The sequence below is a fragment of the Paraburkholderia sp. BR14320 genome, from assembly GCF_040948665.1.
Lineage (GTDB): Bacteria > Pseudomonadota > Gammaproteobacteria > Burkholderiales > Burkholderiaceae > Paraburkholderia > Paraburkholderia youngii.
The window spans coordinates 82,867-100,295 of sequence record NZ_JBFPKG010000019.1; the positions used below are offsets into that span (position 1 = coordinate 82,867).

16 protein-coding genes and 1 pseudogene are annotated in these 17,429 nt (G+C 65.2%); 3 read left to right on the forward strand and 14 right to left on the reverse strand.

Features of this window, described 5'->3' with window-relative positions:
* Positions 1-99: 99 nt before the first annotated feature.
* From AB3X89_RS19170 to hyfB, 9 genes are all read right to left on the reverse strand, one after another.
* Positions 100-2,313: a xanthine dehydrogenase family protein molybdopterin-binding subunit gene (locus AB3X89_RS19170; protein ID WP_368584676.1), complete on the reverse strand. Its 2,214-nt coding sequence runs from the start codon at positions 2,311-2,313 to the stop codon at positions 100-102.
* Positions 2,310-3,311 (reverse strand): xanthine dehydrogenase family protein subunit M, encoded by a 1,002-nt coding sequence (locus tag AB3X89_RS19175; protein WP_368584677.1) that lies wholly within the window; start codon positions 3,309-3,311, stop codon positions 2,310-2,312. The genes AB3X89_RS19170 and AB3X89_RS19175 overlap by 4 nt, the downstream gene beginning before the upstream one ends.
* 11 nt (positions 3,312-3,322) lie before the next feature.
* Entirely contained in the window at positions 3,323-4,039 is a 717-nt protein-coding gene (locus AB3X89_RS19180) for a 2Fe-2S iron-sulfur cluster-binding protein (protein WP_368584678.1), read from the reverse strand.
* Positions 4,040-4,314: 275 nt separating this feature from the next.
* Positions 4,315-4,824, reverse strand: coding sequence for an NADH-quinone oxidoreductase subunit B family protein (locus AB3X89_RS19185; RefSeq protein WP_368584679.1), 510 nt, complete (start codon positions 4,822-4,824; stop codon positions 4,315-4,317).
* Complete coding sequence (locus AB3X89_RS19190) at positions 4,824-6,386, reverse strand: NADH-quinone oxidoreductase subunit C (protein ID WP_368584680.1); 1,563 nt, start codon at positions 6,384-6,386, stop codon at positions 4,824-4,826. Before AB3X89_RS19190 ends, AB3X89_RS19185 begins: the two co-directional genes overlap by 1 nt.
* Before the next feature lie 3 nt (positions 6,387-6,389).
* Positions 6,390-7,853: a hydrogenase 4 subunit F gene (locus AB3X89_RS19195; protein WP_368584681.1), complete on the reverse strand. Its 1,464-nt coding sequence runs from the start codon at positions 7,851-7,853 to the stop codon at positions 6,390-6,392.
* Entirely contained in the window at positions 7,846-8,505 is a 660-nt protein-coding gene (locus AB3X89_RS19200) for a formate hydrogenlyase (protein ID WP_176368387.1), read from the reverse strand. The genes AB3X89_RS19195 and AB3X89_RS19200 overlap by 8 nt, the downstream gene beginning before the upstream one ends.
* Positions 8,506-9,456: a respiratory chain complex I subunit 1 family protein gene (locus AB3X89_RS19205; RefSeq protein WP_368584682.1), complete on the reverse strand. Its 951-nt coding sequence runs from the start codon at positions 9,454-9,456 to the stop codon at positions 8,506-8,508.
* Entirely contained in the window at positions 9,450-11,456 is a 2,007-nt protein-coding gene (gene hyfB, locus AB3X89_RS19210; RefSeq protein WP_368584683.1) for a hydrogenase 4 subunit B, read from the reverse strand. The genes AB3X89_RS19205 and hyfB overlap by 7 nt, the downstream gene beginning before the upstream one ends.
* Before the next feature lie 186 nt (positions 11,457-11,642).
* Here hyfB and AB3X89_RS19215 point away from each other — a divergent pair, with 186 nt between their 5' ends.
* Together AB3X89_RS19215 and AB3X89_RS19220 are read left to right on the forward strand one after the other, a co-directional pair.
* Positions 11,643-12,410, forward strand: a complete 768-nt coding sequence (locus AB3X89_RS19215; protein ID WP_368584684.1) for a YoaK family protein — start codon at positions 11,643-11,645, stop codon at positions 12,408-12,410.
* 108 nt (positions 12,411-12,518) lie between these two features.
* Positions 12,519-12,704 (forward strand): CopG family transcriptional regulator, encoded by a 186-nt coding sequence (locus AB3X89_RS19220; RefSeq protein WP_090809355.1) that lies wholly within the window; start codon positions 12,519-12,521, stop codon positions 12,702-12,704.
* 25 nt (positions 12,705-12,729) lie between these two features.
* On the opposite strand, the pseudogene AB3X89_RS19225 reads toward AB3X89_RS19220, so the two are convergent.
* Both AB3X89_RS19225 and AB3X89_RS19230 read right to left on the reverse strand, forming a co-directional pair.
* A pseudogene (locus AB3X89_RS19225) lies at positions 12,730-13,567 on the reverse strand (spermidine synthase).
* 89 nt (positions 13,568-13,656) lie between these two features.
* Positions 13,657-14,001, reverse strand: a complete 345-nt coding sequence (locus tag AB3X89_RS19230) for a zinc ribbon domain-containing protein YjdM (protein WP_013091248.1) — start codon at positions 13,999-14,001, stop codon at positions 13,657-13,659.
* 302 nt (positions 14,002-14,303) lie between these two features.
* Here AB3X89_RS19230 and xth point away from each other — a divergent pair, with 302 nt between their 5' ends.
* Positions 14,304-15,113 carry an exodeoxyribonuclease III gene (xth, locus tag AB3X89_RS19235; protein ID WP_368584685.1) on the forward strand — a complete coding sequence of 270 codons (810 nt, stop codon included), beginning with the start codon at positions 14,304-14,306 and terminating at the stop codon, positions 15,111-15,113.
* Positions 15,114-15,209: 96 nt separating this feature from the next.
* Here the strand turns inward: xth and AB3X89_RS19240 are convergent, their stop codons facing one another.
* The 3 genes from AB3X89_RS19240 to motB form a co-directional block, all read right to left on the reverse strand.
* Complete coding sequence (locus AB3X89_RS19240) at positions 15,210-15,476, reverse strand: CsbD family protein (protein WP_013091250.1); 267 nt, start codon at positions 15,474-15,476, stop codon at positions 15,210-15,212.
* 181 nt (positions 15,477-15,657) lie between these two features.
* Positions 15,658-16,341 (reverse strand): Pr6Pr family membrane protein, encoded by a 684-nt coding sequence (locus tag AB3X89_RS19245; protein WP_368584686.1) that lies wholly within the window; start codon positions 16,339-16,341, stop codon positions 15,658-15,660.
* A gap of 76 nt (positions 16,342-16,417) precedes the next feature.
* A complete protein-coding gene (motB, locus tag AB3X89_RS19250; protein WP_368584687.1) occupies positions 16,418-17,416 on the reverse strand; it encodes a flagellar motor protein MotB in 999 nt (332 codons plus the stop codon).
* Positions 17,417-17,429 lie beyond the last annotated feature (13 nt).

Genomic DNA, 17,429 nt, shown 5'->3' on the forward strand with positions numbered 1-17,429 from the left:
CGCAGATTGTGCGATGCAACGGGGCGGGAGGCAAGCGCGGCAACGCAAGCCCGCCGCTCCCGTTTTCGCTGTTGCTCATTTTCCGGCGCTGCCGCCGGTTCAGGTCCGCACCACCTTGTCCAGCGTGATCGGCAGATCGCGCACCCGCACGCCGGTCGCGTTGTACACCGCGTTCGCGATCGCGGCCACCACGGCCGTGATGCCGATCTCGCCGATACCGCGCACGCCGAGCGAGTTGATGTACGGATCGGGCCGGTCGATGAACGCAATGTCGATCGTGCCGATATCGGCGTTCACCGGCACGTGATACTCGGCGAGGTTCGCGTTGGTGAAGCGTCCGAAGCGCTCATCGAGCGTGCTTTCTTCCTGCATCGCCGCGCCGATGCCCCACACGATGCCGCCCATCATCTGGCTGCGCGCGGTCTTCTGATTCAGCACGCGGCCGACGTCGTACACCGCGACCACGCGCGGCACGCGGATCGTGCCCAACTCCGCATCGACGTGGACTTCGACGAACACCGCGCCGAACGAGTGGAACGAGTACTTCTGCTTCTCGTCGCCGGGCTTCACGGTCGCGGTCGCCTCGATCGGCTTGCCGCCCGCGCGCGCGATGATCGCCGCGGCCGGATCACGCTTGTTTGGTTGCGAGCGGCTCACGACCCAGCCGCTTTCGACGGTGACGTCGTCGAGCGGCAAGCCATGCACGGGCGAAGCCGTATCGGCGAGCGCCAGCGCGATCAGCTGGCTGCGCGCCTCGCTCGCCGCGTCGCGCACGGCGGGCGACACGCTGGCCGCCGACTGCGAGCCGCCCGACACCGGCGCGCGCGGCAGCGACGAATCCCCGAGCGCGAAGTGGATCTGCTCGGGCGTGAAGCCGAGCGCGTCGGCGGCGACCTGGGTCATCACCGTGTAGGTGCCGGTGCCGATGTCCTGCGTGCCCGAGGCGACCACCGCGGTGCCGTCCGGCAGAATCTGCGCGAGCGCCGACGCCTCGCTGCGGTTGGCCGGATAGGTCGCGGTCGCCATGCCCATGCCGATCAGCGTGTTGCCGTTGCGCATCGAACGTGGCGTTTGCGAGCGGCGCGACCAGCCGAACTTCTCGGCGCCGATCTGATAGCACTCGCGCAGCGACTTGCCCGACCACGGCTTGTGCTCCTGCGGATCGCTTTCCGCGTAGTTTTTCAGGCGCAGCGCGAGCGGGTCCATCTTCAGCGCAACGGCGAGTTCGTCCATCGCCGATTCGAGCGCGAACGAACCGGTGGTCTCGCCCGGCGCGCGCATGAAGGTCGGCGTGCCGACATTGAGCTGCACGAGCCGGTGCGTCGTCACCTGGTTGGGCACCGCGTACAGCATGCGCGTGACCATGCAGCAGGTCTCGGTCCAGTCTTCGATCATCGACGTGTTCGAGATGCTGTCGTGGCGCATCGCGGTCAGCGTGCCGTCATGCCGCGCGGCGATCACGAAGTGCTGTTCGGTGCGCGGCCGCGCGCCGACCGGGCCGAACATCTGCGGCCGTTCGAGCACGAGCCGCACGGGCCGCCCGGTTTGCCGCGCGGCCATCGCGCACAGCGACACATGCGACCACGACGAGCCCTTGCAGCCGAAGCCGCCGCCGATCAGCGGCGAAATCACGCGCACGTCGGACACGGGGATCGCGAACGTCTTCGCGAGCACCTGCGCGGCGCCGCTCACGCCCTGGGTCGAGTCGTAGACCGTCAACTGCGGGCCGTCCCAGTGCGCCATCGTCGCGTGCGGCTCCATCGGGTTGTGATGCTCGATCGGCGTCGTGTAGGTGGCCTCGATATGCACGTCGCCGCTTTGCATGCCGTCTTCGAAGCTGCCGCGCTGCGTGTCGGTTTGCCGGCCTTGCGGCTTGTCCGGCGCATGCGCGTGCGGCTTCGCCTGCTCGAAGTCGAGCGCCGCGGCGCCCGGCTGATAGACGATGCGCAGCTGGCGCGCGGCATCGGTCGCATGTTCGAGCGTATCGGCGACGACCACCGCGACCGGCTCGTTGCTGTAGTGCACCTGGTTGTCTTGCAGAAGCGACAGGTGCCGGCCGGCCGGCGGCGAGAGCGCGGGCTTGCCGCCGTTCGGTAGACGCGGCGCGTTCTGGTAGGTCATCACGAGCAGCACGCCGGGCACGGTTTCGGCGCGGCTCGCATCGATCGACGAAATCGTGCCGGCCGGGATCGTGCTCGTCACGAGCACCCCATGCGCGAGGCGCGCCCCGGGGAATTCGGCTGCGTAACGCGCGTCGCCGGTCACCTTCAGCAGTCCGTCGACGCGATCGAGCGGTTGTCCGATCAGGTTCATGCGACACCTCCCGCATTGCCGGCGGCCTGGTTCACCGCGCGCACGATCGCGCGCTGCGCGAGCTGGACCTTGAAGGCGTTGTCGTGACGCGGCTGCGCGCCGCTCAACGCGGCCGCGGCGGCGTCCTTCAGCGTGGCCTGGCTGAGCGGCTGGCCGCTCAGCATGTGTTCGGCCACGTTCGCGCGCCACGGTTTGTGCGCAACGCCGCCGAGCGCGATGCGCGCGCTCTGCACGCGCTCGCCGTCCATCTGCAACGCGGCCGCGACCGATACGAGCGCGAATGCATAGCTCGCGCGGTCACGCACCTTCAGATAGTGCGAATGCGCGCTGAACAACGGCGGCGGCAGATCGACCGCGGTGATCAGCTCGCCGGGCTGCAACGTGGTATCGACGTCGGGCCGGTCGCCCGGCAGCCGATGGAAGTCGGCGAACGCGATCGTGCGTTCGCCGCTGGGGCCGTTCACGCGCACCAGCGCATCGAGCGCGGCCAGCGCGACGCTCATGTCCGAAGGGTTGACCGCGATGCATTGCGGGCTCGCGCCGAGGATCGCGTGCGCGCGGTTATGGCCGTCGAGCGCGGCGCAGCCGCTGCCGGGGATGCGCTTGTTGCAATGCGTAAAAGCGGTGTCGTAGAAGTAGCCGCAGCGGGTGCGTTGCAGCAGATTGCCGCCGACCGTCGCCATGTTGCGCAACTGCGGCGACGCGCCCGCGAGCAGCGCTTGCGACAGCAGCGGGTACTGCTCGCGCACCAGCGCGTGATTGGCCGCGTCGCTATTGCGCACCAGCGCGCCGATGCGGATACCGCCGCCGGGCAGCGTCGTCACCGAGTCGAGGCCGCCGATGTGCGTGATATCGATGAGCCGCACCGGCCGCGCGATGCCGCCCTTCATCAGATCGAGCAGATTCGTGCCGCCGCCGATGAACACCGCGCCGGGCTGCTGCGCGGCGCGCACCGCGCTGGCGACGTCGCCGGCGCGTTCGTAGGAGATCGCATCCATGTCGCTCTCCGTCAGGCGTGCTCGTGCGCGGCGCGCACCGCGGCGACGATGTTCACGTACGCGCCGCAGCGGCAGATGTTGCCGCTCATGCGCTCGCGGATTTCGTCGTCGGTGAGCGCGGCGGGACGCGCGCGCACGTCGGCGGTCACGGTGCTCGCCGTGCCGTTGCGGAATTCGCCGAGCAGGGCGGTCGCCGAGCACAACTGCCCGGGCGTACAGTAGCCGCACTGGAACGCATCGTGTTCGATGAACGCGGCCTGCAGCGGACTCAACGTGCCGTTGCTCGCGAGTCCTTCGACGGTCGTGATGTTCTCGCCTTCATGCATCACCGCGAGCGTCAGGCACGAGTTGATGCGGCGGCCGTCGACGAGCACCGTGCAGGCGCCGCATTGACCACGGTCGCAGCCTTTCTTCGTGCCCATCAGACCGGCGTATTCGCGCAATGCATCGAGCAGCGTCACGCGCGGTTCGAGTTGCAGCGCGTACGCGCGGCCGTTGACGGTCAATGTGACGGAGCGCGGCGGCACGACGGGGTTGCTTTGCGGCGCGGGTCCGGTGGGTGCCTGCGCTTGCGCGCGCAGTTGCGGCGCCGCGCCGATCGTCGCGGCGGCCGCCGCCGATTGCAGGAAGCGGCGGCGGGACGGTTGGGAAGGTGTGGTGGTTTGCTCGGCAGTCGACTCTGAAGCGGGGGTGTCCCCGCAATGCTGACATTCTGTAGGCGTGGTCATGACGATCTGTTGACTCCATTGAAAGGTCAATGCAGGCTGACGACGCGTCGATGTCCAACGCATCGCGTTGACACAAAACCATTGAGCAGCAATTTAAGTGCCGTTGCAGGCGCAGCTACAACGGTATTAAAAACTCGCTGCAAGCGCAAAGCCGATCTGCGCAATAAAGGCAGGCCAATATGCGCAATGACCACGGGGGAACCCGGCTGGAGTCGCGCAAACACGTGCGAAATTGCACGTTTTGCGCTTGGAAAAAAGCGAAAACGACCTGCGGTTCAACGCGCCCGGCAGGCTGTGCGGATGCCTCGCAGCAAATCGATCGGCGGCGGCGGACAGCCGGGGATCGTCACGTCGACCGGCAAGATCGACGAAACGGGGCCGCACACCGCGTAACTATTGGCAAATATGCCGCCCGTGCATGCGCATTCGCCGGCAGCAACGACGAGTTTCGGCGCGGGTGTCGCGTCGTACGCGGCGAGCAGGGCCGCGCGCATATTCAGCGTCACCGGCCCGGTCACGAGCAGTAGGTCCGCATGCCGCGGACTCGCGACGAACTTGATGCCGAGCCCGTCGAGGTTGTAGTACGGGTTGTTCAGCGCGTGGATCTCCAGCTCGCAACCATTGCATGAACCCGCATCGATCTGCCGGATGCACAGCGCCCGCCCGAGCAGACCGAGTATGTCCTCGCGAATGCGTCGCTCCTCGTGAAGCCATGCGTCTTCCGCCGCCGGCGCGGGTTCGTCGGGGAAATCGGTGCGCGCGAATTGCCGGATCAGTTGCCACATCAGAGGTCGTGCCCCGCGTAGTTCAGGTTGAACGACTTGTTGATCAGCGGGAAATCGGGAACGATGTTGCCGATGATCGCATGTTCGAGCGCCGGCCAGTTCTGCCATGACGGATCGTGGCAATGGCATCGGCCGATGACGTCGCCCGGGGCGAGATCTAGTGCGACGAATATGTCCCCTCGCCAGCCTTCCACCCAGCCTATGCCTTGCGCGTGCGCCGTTGCAGGCGTCATCGCGACGACCGTGGGACCGTCATCAGGAAGATTGGCCAGCAGCTTGCGGATCAGGCGCAGGGATTCATCGATTTCGGCGAAGCGCACGGCCACGCGCGCCGCAACGTCGCCGCGCGCATCAGTCACCGCATTGACCGCTACCTCGTCATACGGAGCGGCGCGCAAGTTCGCGCGAACGTCGAAGGTTCGGCCGCTGGCGCGGGCAGCCATGCCACGCACGCCGAAATGCTCGACGACGGCGGGCGTCAATCGGCCCGTGCCGAGGAACCGATCCTGCAGCCCGGACTGGTCCTCGTAGACTTTTCGCATCACATGAACCTCGCGTTCGATGCGTTCGCATTGCTCGGTCAGCACCGCCGCGTGGTCGGCGCGAACGTCGACCGATACACCGCCCGGCACGATCCGGTCCATCAGGTATCGATGTCCGAACAGGCGGGCGTTCGTCCGTATCCAGTCCTCCTTGAGCCGCGAGAATTGCGCGAGTGCGAAGCCGAACCCGGCGTCGTTGCCCAGCGCGCCGAGGTCGCCGAGGTGGTTGGCCACGCGCTCGCGTTCTAGCAGAAGCGCACGCAGATATAGTGCGCGCTTCGACAGTTGTGTGCCGCTGGCTTGCTCGAGCGCCATGCAAAAGGCCCACGAGAACGCGGCGGTCGAGTCGCCCGCAATTCTGGCGGCAACCCGATGACCCTGCGATGCAGGAGTCCGTTCAAACAGCCGCTCGACGCCGCGATGCACATAGCCGAGACGTTCTTCGAGGCGCAGCACCTTCTCGCCGACGACCGAGAAGCGGAAATGCCCCGGCTCGATGGTGCCGGCATGAATCGGCCCGACAGCAATCTCGTGTACGCCATCGCCCGCAACCTGCACGAACGGGTAGTCCGCCTCGCTCGACTCGAAGGCTTCGACACCGGTCGCCTGCCTTTGCAGCGGAAAATAATCATCGGGCCAGTTGCCGTGATTGAGCCACGGGCGCGTGTCCGGGGCGCCACGCGCGCGCAGGCCGATCAGATCGAAGATCGCCCGTTGCATGCGAGTCGCGCAAGGGAAAACGGTGGCGAGATCGGGATAGTCTCCACCGGCACTCTGCTGACGCCCGATCGGCAGGCGCACCCACACGATGCCGTCATCGCATTCATACGCGGCGTTCACCGAGAAATCGTCTTCGACTGCTTCGCTGCCCCACATTGCAACGAGGCGCCGCTGCTCCGATCGCGCGGTGCGCGCAAGCTCGAGCCACGCTGATTCATCGGCGCTCACCACTGCTGCGGGAATCTGGCCCGCACGATGTGTGAGGCGGGTGGCGGCAAGCTGTATCGATTCGAGTCGCATCGTTCACCCCGCCAACATCGTTGCGGCCTGGCGATACCACGTTGCCAGATACGGCGGCACATAGAGCCCCAGCATCAGCCCCAAGCCGAGATGCACGAATACCGGCAGCGGTGCGGGGCGATGTTCGAGCGGCTTGGCCGTCGTCGTCTCACCGAACACCATTCGCTGCACGCGCGCGAAGATCGCCGCGAACGCGACGGCGAGGCCGAGCAGCAACAGCGGCGCCGTCCACGGTAGCGTGTTCATCGCGGTCGTCAGGATCAGGAATTCGCTTGCGAACACGCCGAACGGCGGCAGACCGAGAATCGCGAGCGCGCCGAGCATCATGCCCCAGCCGACCGTCGGGCTGACCTGCAGCAGCCCGCGAATGCCTTCGATCGCCTGCGTTCCCGCCTTCTGCGCCGCGTGGCCCACGGCAAAGAAGATCGCCGACTTGACGAGAGAATGGACGGTCATGTGCAGCAGACCGGCGAATGTCGCGACCGGGCCGCCGAGGCCGAACGCGAACGTCATCAGTCCCATGTGCTCGATCGACGAATACGAAAACAGCCGCTTGACGTCCTTCTGCCGAAACAGCGAGAACGACGCGATCAGCACCGACACGAGCCCGAAGCCGACCAGCAATCGTCCCGGCAGGCCATTGCCGAGTGCGCCGTCCGCCAGCACCTTGCAGCGCAGCACCGCGTACAGCGCGACGTTCAGCAGCAGCCCGGACAGCACCGCTGAGATCGGCGTCGGGCCTTCGGCATGCGCGTCCGGCAGCCAGTTGTGCATCGGCACGAGTCCGACTTTCGTGCCGTAGCCGACCAGCAGGAACACGAAGGCGATCGACACGATGGACGGGTCGAGGTGCGTCTTGACGGCAGCAAGGCTCGTCCACAGCAGCGCATCGCCGTCGCTCAGTTGCCGGCTCGCGGCGAGGTACAGCAGGATCGTGCCGAACAAGGCCTGCGCGATGCCGACACCGCACAGGATGAAGTACTTCCAGGCGGCCTCGAGGCTTGCAGCGGTTCGATAGACGCTGACGAGCAGCACGGTCGCGAGCGTGGCGCCCTCCATCGCGACCCATAGCACGCCGAGATTATTGGTCAGCAGCGCAAGCAGCATCGCGAACATGAACAACTGGTACATGCTGTGATAGAGGCGCATCCGCGTCGCCGTCATCCGGCCGCGCGCTTCCTCGATCTGCATGTACGGCCGGGAGAACAGCGACGTCGTCCAGCCGACGAACGCAGTCAGCGCGACGAGGTACACGTTCAGGGGATCGACGAAGAATGCACGGTCGAACGCGAACGACGGTCCGTGCTCGACGGTGCGCGCGGCGAGCACGAGCGTCGCCGCGAACGTCACGAAGCTTAAGCCGGCGTTCAGGTTGCGCGCGACCCGGGCGGGGCGCACGGCCGCCAGAGACGCGGCCGCCACCAGCGGAATGCCGAGCACGGCGAGCACGACGTGGGCGTCATTCATCTTTGAGCTTCTCGAGGTGATGGATGTCCAGGCTGTCGAACTGCTCGCGAATCTGGAACATGAACACGCCCAGAATCAGGATCCCGACCAGCACGTCGAGCCCGATGCCGAGTTCAACGATCATCGGCATGCCGTTGGTGGCGGCAGTGGCGGCAAAGAACAGCCCGTTCTCCATCGACAGGAAGCCGATCACCTGCGGAACCGCCTTCGCGCGCGTGATCATCGCCATGAACGACAACAGCACGCACGCCAGCGCGATCCCGAGCGTGCCGCGCGCGGCCGAGGTCGCGAGTTGGCTGATCGGCGACGCGACGTTGAACGCGATGATCACGAGCACGATGCCGATCAGCAGCGTCGTCGGAATGTTGATCAGCGGCTCGACGTCGGCCTGAATGTCGAGCCTGCGCACGAGCCGATACAGGATCCACGGAATCACGCCGACCTTCAGCACGAGCGTCAGTCCGGCCGACACGTACAGATGCGCATCATCCGTCACGAAACCGAGGATCAGGATTGCCAGCACCAGCGCGACACCCTGCAACGTATAGAGATGGATCAGCGACAGGATGCGGCGCTGGCTCAGCATCGCGAACGACAGCATCAGCAGCACGGCCGCAAGGAAATTGATCAGTTGCGTCGCGTAGGCGTGCATTCAGGCTCCCAGCAGCAGATGGACGAGCATGCCGATCACGGCGAGCAGGAAGGCGGTCGCAAGGAACTCCGGAACCCGGAAAATCCGCATCTTCGCGTTGGCGGTCTCGACCACCGCCAGCGCAGCGCCGCCGACCATCAGCTTGACGAACAGTGCCGGCACCGCGAACACCAGCGCGAGCGGATTACCGGCCGCGGCGATCCCCCACGGCATGAACAGCGCAATACCGATGCACGAGTAGGCGAACAGTTTGAGGCTGGCCGCCCATTCCATCAGCGCGAGGTGCCGCCCCGAGTATTCGAGGATCAGCGCCTCGTGGATCATCGTCAGCTCGAGGTGGGTGCTCGGGTTGTCGACGGGAAGCCGCGCATTCTCGGCGAGCGACACCAGTGTGAACGCTATGCCGGCGAACGCCAGGCTCGGGTAGATGGTCAGTTCGCTGTGGCCGAGCGTCGCGACGATGCTCGTAAGCAGGGTCGACTGCGTGATCAGCGAGGCCGACAGCAGCACCATCAGCAGGGCCGGTTCCGCGAGGAAACCGACCAGCATCTCGCGGCGCGCGCCGAGCGTGCCGAATGCCGTGCCGATATCCATTGCCGCTAGCGACAACGCGACGCGCGCGAACGCGAACAGGCCGACGAGCGCGATCGCATCCGCGGCGGGAGACAGCGGCAATTCGGTCGACAGCGTCGGCACGACTGCGCAGGCGAGCGTCATCGCTGCCCACACGACATAGGGCGCGCCGCGGAACACCGGACTCGCGCCATGAGCGACGACCGACTCCTTGTTGAACAGCTTGTGCAGCATCCGGTAAGGCTGCCAGATGCTGGGCGCGCGCCGGTTCTGCAGCCACGCGCGGCACTGGTTGACCCAGCCCGTGAGCAGTGGCGCGGCGGCAAGCGCCACGATGATCTCGAGGCTTTGCGATAGCACGCCGGATACAGTCACCATCGTCTCACCAGCATCAGGAGCAGGATCAGCACGGCGAAGCTGTAGGTCAGGTACACGGCGATCCGGCCCGTCTGCAATCGACCCGCCCATTCCGCCGCGCGTTGCGTGAGTGCCGCGATACGGTCGTACAGAATCGACCACGTGCGGTCGGCGACCGAGACCCGGTAGGCCGGCTGCGCGTCGAACGGCGACGGCAGTTGCCGCTCGATGCGCAGCAGCGGCGCGAAGATCTCCCGGATCGGTTGCCCGAAGCCTTCGGCCGTGTCCTGCATCCGCGCGGTCGTGAACGGGAAGCCGCAACTCCACGGCGCGGCCCGTCGCAGCCGACCGTGGTAGAAGCGCCGCACCAGCACCCACGCAAGGCCGCAGCAGGCGACGAAAAACAGCATGAACACGACGGGCATGTAGCTCGCCCGCGCGGTCGATACGGGCACGAAGATTAGCCAGCCATGATTCTCCGCGCCGATGCCGGCGCCGACGAGCGCGCGCGTGACCCGGTCCAGTACCTTGACGAACTGCGTGGGCATCAGTCCCAGCAGCACGCCGGCCACCGCGAACCAGCAGAACGCGAGCCGTTCCCATCTGTTCGCGTCGTGTGCGCGACTCAGTTTTGCTTCTCTCGGCTGCCCGAGGAAGACGATGCCGAAGAACTTGACCATCGTGTAACCGGCCAGCGCTGCCGTCATCGCGACGAGTGCGGCCGCGATCGGCACCGTCATCGCCAGCACGGAATTCTGCAGACCGGGCGTGAACAGGAAGCTTTGCAGCAGCAGCCACTCCGCAACGAAGCCGCTCATCGGAGGCAAGCCAGCGCTGGCTGCGACGCCTGTGAGCACGGCCCAGGCGGTCCACGGCATCACACGGATCAGGCCGCCGAGCTTGCCGAGATTGCGCTCGCCGGTCGCGTGCAGCACAGCCCCGGTGCCGAGGAACAGCAGGCTCTTGAAGGCCGCATGCGCGACGATCTGGTAGAGCATAGCGGTCAGCGCAAGCGCGGACAGCTCCGTCATCCCGTACGCGCGAAACAGCACCGCGAGCCCGAGCGCGACGATCATCAGGCCGATGTTGTCGATCGACGAATACGCGAGCAGACGCTTCATGTCGACCTGGATCGTACTGAACACCACGCCGAGCAGCGCTGTGGCGATACCCAGCACGAGCAGCAGCACCCCCCACCACGCGATCTGCACGTGCAGCAGGTCGAACACGGTGCGGATCAGCCCATACAGACCGACCTTCAGCACGAACCCGCTGAGCAGCGCCGATACCGGGGATGGCGCCGCGGGATGGGCGTCCGGCAGCCACACGTGCAACGGGAACACGCCCGCCTTGGCGCCGAAGCCGACCAACGCGAACAGGAAGGCGAGCGAGGCCCAGAACGCGTCGGGCGACTGCGCGCGCAGGTTGGCAAACGTGTAGTCGCCAGTGCGCGCCTGCAGGATGCCGAAGCAAAGCAGCAGCGCGAGTGCGCCGACGTGGGAGATCAGGAAATACAGGTAACCCGCGCGGCGAATCTCGCCGATCCGATGATTGGTCATCACGAGGAACGTCGCGGACAGCGTCAGCGTTTCCCAGGCGACCATGAACACATACGCGTCGTCGGCGATCAGCACGAGCGCGATGCTCGCGATGCAAACGTGGTACTCGAAGCAGATGAGTCCTGGCGCCGATCCTTCGCCCTTGCGGAAATAACCGGCGGAAAAGGCGCCGATCCCCGCGCTGACGACACCCAGCGCGAACAGGAAATAGCCGGATAGCGCATCGACGCGCAGATGGAACGGCAACCCGGGCAGGCCGATGGGCAGCACTGCGGTGGTCGGTTCGGTGAAGATGCCGGCGAGTCCCGCCGCTCCCAGCAGCAGACCTCCGAGCGCGCCGAGCGGAAACAGCCCGTGGGCGACGAATCGCGTGCGATGCAGAACTCCGAGACCCACCGTACCGACCGCGAGCCAGGCGGCTGCGACCAGCAGGACGAAATGGACGACCGGGAAGGGTGCCATCCGGAATGTCTCCAGTACGCTCGGTTTGGACGAGGAGCACGCAATGAGTTCCGGCTTGCCGGCCTCGCTCGAAACCCATTATGACATCAGAAACCAATCTGGATAACAGGATATGATAATGTCATTATCATGTGAACCACATGTTCGCCACGTCTTTGCCGTTGTTCCAAGCGATTGAGTGATCCTATGCCTGCGCAGTACTTTCGAAGCCTGACGGGAAAACACCGCAGCACGAGCGCGAACCGTCAGCTCGGGTTTTCTCTTGCCTTCGTCGCCGGCGCCACCAATGCCGGCGGCTTCCTCGCGGTCAGGCAATACACGTCGCACATGAGCGGCATCGTGTCCGCGATCGCGGACCAGGCGGCGCTCGGCGACCTGCGGCTCGTGCTGGCCGGCATCGGTTCGCTGGCGTCGTTTCTGGTAGGAGCGGGGTGCTCGGCGGTGCTCGTCAACTGGGGGCGCCGCCGCAGCCTGCAAAGCCAGTACGTGCTGCCGTTGGTGGTCGAGGCCGCGCTGCTGCTGCTGTTCGGTCTGCTCGGCAGCCACCTTGCGCTACGCGAAGCGTTTTTCGTCCCTCTGACCGTGATCCTGCTGTGCTTCATCATGGGGTTGCAGAATGCGATGATCACGAAGCTGTCGGGTGCGGAGATCCGTACCACACACATGACCGGCATCGTCACGGACCTCGGTATCGAGTTGGGTAAGCTTTTTTACTGGAATCGCTCGGCACTCGTCGACCATGAGCACGCGGTCATCGCAAACCGCGCGAAGCTGAAGATCCACGGCACGATGCTCGCGTCGTTCTTCGTGGGCGGCCTGATTGGCGCAATCGGTTTCAAGCATGTGGGCTACGTGTCGACCGTGCCGCTCGCTGGCGCACTCGTCACACTGGCGATCGTGCCGGTCGTCGATGATCTGCTGACCTATCTCTGCCGGTTCGAGCGCAGGCACTGAACTCACGGGAGGACGGCAGAATGCTGGCGTGAAATGCCGGTTCTGATCGTGCCGTCGAAGGCAAATGCATTATAATTTGGTTAGCATATTTGCCGACTCGTCCTCGCAATGGAAACGAAAACCGCACGCCTGACCGTCCTGATCGACCCCGCCAAGAAAGAGGCATTCGAAATGCTCTGCTCGGCGCAGGATCTGACGCCGTCACAAGTCGTCCGCCAACTGATCCGCGAGTATCTCGAGCGTCACGGCGTGACCTACAAGACCAAGAGCCCGCTTGCCAAGCGCGGAAAGTAACGCCCGGGTCGACACCTCACGCCGGTCAACCGCCGATTTCCCAGTGCCCCTGTCCTTGCTCACGCCAGATCAGTCGCTTCGGATCGAGGCGCTCTCCCTCTTTCAGGCGGCGAGCAGTAACGGACAGCTTGAGTTTCGTCTGCAAAGGCAAACGAGAGGGCACGCTCCAATAGCACGTGTCTGGGCGGCAAACGATGCCCGCTTTTCCACGCGAACGCGACGAAGTTGCTGTCGTCGCCGCACCGAACGAGCGCATAGCAAGCGCCAAATACGGATTTCAGCCACTCGAGGTGCTGCGGTATGGCCGGATCATCGTCCGTGAAGTTGATGACGAGGACGCCCGTCTCGGTCAGTCGCTCGCGGCAGGCGGCGAAGAATGCGAGGTTCGCACAGCGGCTCGCGATTCCTTCCGCGACAAACGCATCGAGCAGGATCACGTCCGTGCGGATGTCATCCTGCATCAGGTAGTCCGCGCCATCGGCGCAAACCACCTTGAACCGCGCGTCGTCCGCGGGAATTCTGAATACGTCGCGCAGCGCGATCACCTCGGGGCTGATCTCGACTGCGTCGATCGCGACCTCGGGCAGATGCCGATAGCAATATTTCGCCAGCGATCCCCCACCTAGTCCGATCATGCAGATGTGCGTGGGGGCGGGCTGCAGCAACAGAAATCCCATCATCGCGCGCGTGTAGCCGAGCGTGAGCTTCTCCGGGTTCCTGAGCGACATGAAGCTCTGAGTGGAGAAGTGATCGAAGTGCAGCGACACCGCGTGCTGTGTCTCCAGCACGAACGGTTGACCATCACTGATTGGCGTGGACATGAATTTGACGAACGCGTCGTACGAGGTTCGATCCTCAGCCATTCTCGGTATGCTCGGGTAACCAACCATTCGATTGAATCATGCACTGCGGACCGCGCTTCGGAGCGGGGCCGCCAACGGCGAACGGCCCGTCAAACCTTCTTCAGAAAGCAGGCCTTGAGCATGAAGCTGCCGGCGTCGGTCTTGCAGTCGATTTCGTGATCGCCGCCGACGATCCGGATGCTCTTCACCTTGGTGCCCATCTTCAGCGTGATCGATGAACCCTTGACGCGCAAATCCTTGATCAGCACGACCGAATCACCGTCGGCCAGCACGTTGCCGTTCGCATCCTTGACGACGCTGCCGGTGGGTTCATCGCTCGCATCGGCGCCGGCGTTTGCCGACCATTCGTGACCGCAGTCCGCGCACACGTACAGCGTGCCGTCAGGGTAAGTGTTTTCCATTGCGCATTGCGGGCATGCGGGGGCAGCGTTCATTGCAGCTTCCATTGAAACGATTTCAAGTCAGTCAGTAAAAAGCAGGCGGGCAACCCGCCTCGCCAGAAGCTGCCGTCGTACCGACGGCTCACTGGCGCACAAAATTATAATCGAATACACATTCTCTTACCTTCCAATTAGCATCTGCTTTCAGCGCCATTCATCAGACTTGCGGGCAGCTTCGCTGCGGATGTCGACCGGTTCGAGCAGGATGGAAAGTTGCGGGTGATAAATTTGCAACGGGCCAACCGGGCCAAAATGGGGTCGGTGCTCGCGGTGCCATAGGCGACGGAGGGACGATCATGGCGAAGCTGCGCATTGCGACGTTCAACATCAACGGAATCCGCTCGCGCCAGGCGGCGTTATTGCAATGGCTCGAGCGCGAGGCGCCGGACGTCGTGTGTCTGCAGGAACTGAAGGCGGTGGATAGCGCGTTTCCCGTCGACGCATTGCGCGAAGCCGGTTATGGCGCGGTGTGGCAAGGCCAGAGCGCATGGAACGGCGTGGCGATTCTGGCCAAAGGCGACGCGCCGCTCGAGCGGCGGCGCGGTCTGCCCGGTTTCGAAGACGACACGCACAGCCGCTACATCGAGGCCGCGGTCGGCGGCGTGCTGATCGTGTGTCTGTACCTGCCGAACGGCAACCCGCAGCCCGGCCCCAAGTTCGACTACAAGCTCGCGTGGTTCGATCATCTGATCGCGCATGCGGCGCAGCTGTACGAGAGCGGCCACCCGGTCGTGATCGCCGGCGACTTCAACGTCGTGCCGACCGACGAAGACATCTACAACCCGCGCTCGTGGCTAAAGGACGCGCTGTTGCAGCCGGAGAGCCGGGAGCGCTATCGCAAGCTGCTCGCGCAAGGCTGGACCGATGCGCTGCGCACGCATTTCGGCGACGAGCGTGTGTACACGTTCTGGGATTATTTTCGCCGTCATTGGGACACGAATTCGGGGCTGCGCATCGATCATCTGCTGCTGAGCGCGGATCTCGCGCCGCGTCTGCGCGATGCGGGCGTCGACCGCTGGGTGCGCGGCGAACCGCATGCGAGCGACCATGCGCCGACGTGGATCGAACTGGAGATGGGTCCCAGCCGCAAGAAGAAGAGCGGCTAGTAAAGCAGCGGGCGATCCGCTTGCCGCGGACCGCCCGCCTTGGTGCGACTGCTTCGCACTGTCGATCGGCGCCTAAGATCCGGCGCCGCGCCTGCATCAGTCGTAGTCGCGACCGCCGCGCGACCACAGCGCGCCCATCACGAACCCGGCGAGTGCGACGACAGCCAGCGTCGTGAACGGGTTTTCGGCTGTCGTGTCGCGCACGAGGCTCGTCGTGTTCGCGCATAACTGCTGCGCCTTGCCGCTCAATTCGCGCGCCTTGCCTGCCACCTGCGCGCTGGTGTCGCCGACTGCGTCGCCGACCGCGCTTTGCACCTTGCCGGCGACTTCCTTTACCGCGCCTGCCGCTGAATTCGTGTCCATATGCATCGCTCCTGTTGTCATATTTACGTGCGGGCGCGCTGCAATTGCAACGCGCCCGCACAAGGGCGCCGCGCAAGCCGCGCCAGTGCGGCGTCAGCCTGCGTCAGTGACGAAAGGGGTGCAAGAAGTGCGCCCGGCAACGCGGCGCAACGCATCCGGCCAGATGGAATGTGCTGGAACATCATCGTCGGCGCCTGGAATTGATGCCGACGAACACGGCCAGCACCATCAGAAAACCGCCGAACAGCAGCGCGGAATTGACCAGCACCTGGCGCAGCCCGAGCGTTTCGACGTCGATGAACGGATACGGATAGAAATCCGACAGGCTGCCGCGCCAGAACGTGATGCCGAGATAGGCGAGCGGATAGACGAGCCACAACAGGCAGTGGCGCAAGCGCAGATGGAAGCGCGGCACGAACAGCACCCAGTAGAGCGCGGCGAGCATCGGCAGCGCGCTGTGCAGCGACTCGTTGAGCAGGCGCCGGTAGGGTGACAGCGGCCACAGTCCGCGCAACAGCACGTTGTACGCGATGCCGACGAACACCATGTACGCGACCACCGCGGTCACGACGGTCGGCTGCCGGAAAAAGCGCACGAGCGGCGAGCGGTGCTTCCATAGCGCGACGCAGGTGAAGCAGAACGCGCTGGCGAGCACCGTCAGATTGGTCAGGTAGCTGCTCATGCGCGCGAGCGCATCGAACACGGTGAGCCCGCGCGCGAGCGTGCGATCGATCGTCAGGTCGGCTTGCGCGAGGATCGCCATCCACGCGATCAGCGCAATGACTGCCGCCAACGTCAGCGACGACACACTGGGCGTATGCAGCGGCAGGTCGGATTCGCGCTGCGGAACGAGAGTAGGGCGCATGCGCTCGATTCTACGCGCGGTGCGCGCGCGCTCGCATGTGCTTTCGCGCGTATGCGAGCCGGCGGTTGCGAAAATGCTACGGGGTACTACGGGTGACGGTGGCGGGTCGCAAATCCGGTTGCAGCCGCGCCGACAAGGCCGGAAGCGCCGCGCTCACTGGTGACGATTCATCCAGCGTGCTACGGCCGCCGTCATGGAAGAACGCCTGCTCCGCGGCCCTGTTCAGCACGAGGATGCTGATGCGCCGGTTGGTCGGCTCGTCGGAGACATGGCTGTTCAGCGGCAGCACGTCGGCGAGGCCGCGCACCTGCAGCAGCTTTTCGCCGCGCATGCCGCCGGCCACCAGCGCACGGCGCGCGGCATTCGCACGCTCGGACGACAGCTCCCAGTTCGAGTAGCCTTCGGGGCCGGCCGTGTAGGGCACCGCGTCGGTGTGGCCCGCGATCGAAATGCGGTTGTCCACATCGTTCAGCGCCGCGCCGATCTGCGCGAGGATCATGACCGCGTACGGTTGCAGCTTCGAACTGCCGGACGCGAACATCGGCCGGTTCTGCGAATCGACGATCTCGATGCGCAGGCCCTCGTTCGTGATGGAGATGCGGATCTGGTCCTTGAACGCCTTCAGCACGGGGCTCTGCTCGATCAGCGCGCTGAGTTTCGCCTTCAGCTGCTGCAAGCGCTCGGCATCCATCGGCGTGGCGGCGGGCGTCGCGGCGCGCGGCGGCGTCGGCTCACTCTGGCTCTTCGTGCCGACGCCGGGCCGCGTATCGGAGATATCGCGCCCGCCGCCCTGCACGACGCTCGGCCGCGCCGCTGCGGTGCCTTCCTTGCCGCCGAGCAGGCTCGACAGCGGTGTGTTGAAGTAATCCTCGATGCCCTGCTTGTGGTATTTCGACGTCGAGCCGAGCAGCCACATCAGCAGGAAAAACGCCATCATCGCGGTGACGAAGTCGGCGTAGGCGATCTTCCATGCGCCGCCGTGGTGCGCGCCGTGCTCATCGACCTTCCTCGAACGGCGCACGATGACCGGCGCGGGCGTCTCTAACTGCGACGCGCGCGATCTTTTCTCTCTCATGTTGCCGCCCCGG

Bases quoted from the DNA above. Each gene is read 5' to 3' on its own strand.
- AB3X89_RS19170 (WP_368584676.1), bottom strand. From the start codon at position 2,313: ATGAACCTGATCGGACAACCGCTCGATCGCGTCGACGGACTGCTGAAG.
- AB3X89_RS19175 (WP_368584677.1), bottom strand. From the start codon at position 3,311: ATGGATGCGATCTCCTACGAACGCGCCGGCGACGTCGCCAGCGCGGTG.
- AB3X89_RS19180 (WP_368584678.1), bottom strand. From the start codon at position 4,039: ATGACCACGCCTACAGAATGTCAGCATTGCGGGGACACCCCCGCTTCA.
- AB3X89_RS19185 (WP_368584679.1), bottom strand. From the start codon at position 4,824: ATGTGGCAACTGATCCGGCAATTCGCGCGCACCGATTTCCCCGACGAA.
- AB3X89_RS19190 (WP_368584680.1), bottom strand. From the start codon at position 6,386: ATGCGACTCGAATCGATACAGCTTGCCGCCACCCGCCTCACACATCGT.
- AB3X89_RS19195 (WP_368584681.1), bottom strand. From the start codon at position 7,853: ATGAATGACGCCCACGTCGTGCTCGCCGTGCTCGGCATTCCGCTGGTG.
- AB3X89_RS19200 (WP_176368387.1), bottom strand. From the start codon at position 8,505: ATGCACGCCTACGCGACGCAACTGATCAATTTCCTTGCGGCCGTGCTG.
- AB3X89_RS19205 (WP_368584682.1), bottom strand. From the start codon at position 9,456: ATGGTGACTGTATCCGGCGTGCTATCGCAAAGCCTCGAGATCATCGTG.
- hyfB (WP_368584683.1), bottom strand. From the start codon at position 11,456: ATGGCACCCTTCCCGGTCGTCCATTTCGTCCTGCTGGTCGCAGCCGCC.
- AB3X89_RS19215 (WP_368584684.1), top strand. From the start codon at position 11,643: ATGCCTGCGCAGTACTTTCGAAGCCTGACGGGAAAACACCGCAGCACG.
- AB3X89_RS19220 (WP_090809355.1), top strand. From the start codon at position 12,519: ATGGAAACGAAAACCGCACGCCTGACCGTCCTGATCGACCCCGCCAAG.
- AB3X89_RS19230 (WP_013091248.1), bottom strand. From the start codon at position 14,001: ATGAACGCTGCCCCCGCATGCCCGCAATGCGCAATGGAAAACACTTAC.
- xth (WP_368584685.1), top strand. From the start codon at position 14,304: ATGGCGAAGCTGCGCATTGCGACGTTCAACATCAACGGAATCCGCTCG.
- AB3X89_RS19240 (WP_013091250.1), bottom strand. From the start codon at position 15,476: ATGGACACGAATTCAGCGGCAGGCGCGGTAAAGGAAGTCGCCGGCAAG.
- AB3X89_RS19245 (WP_368584686.1), bottom strand. From the start codon at position 16,341: ATGCGCCCTACTCTCGTTCCGCAGCGCGAATCCGACCTGCCGCTGCAT.
- motB (WP_368584687.1), bottom strand. From the start codon at position 17,416: ATGAGAGAGAAAAGATCGCGCGCGTCGCAGTTAGAGACGCCCGCGCCG.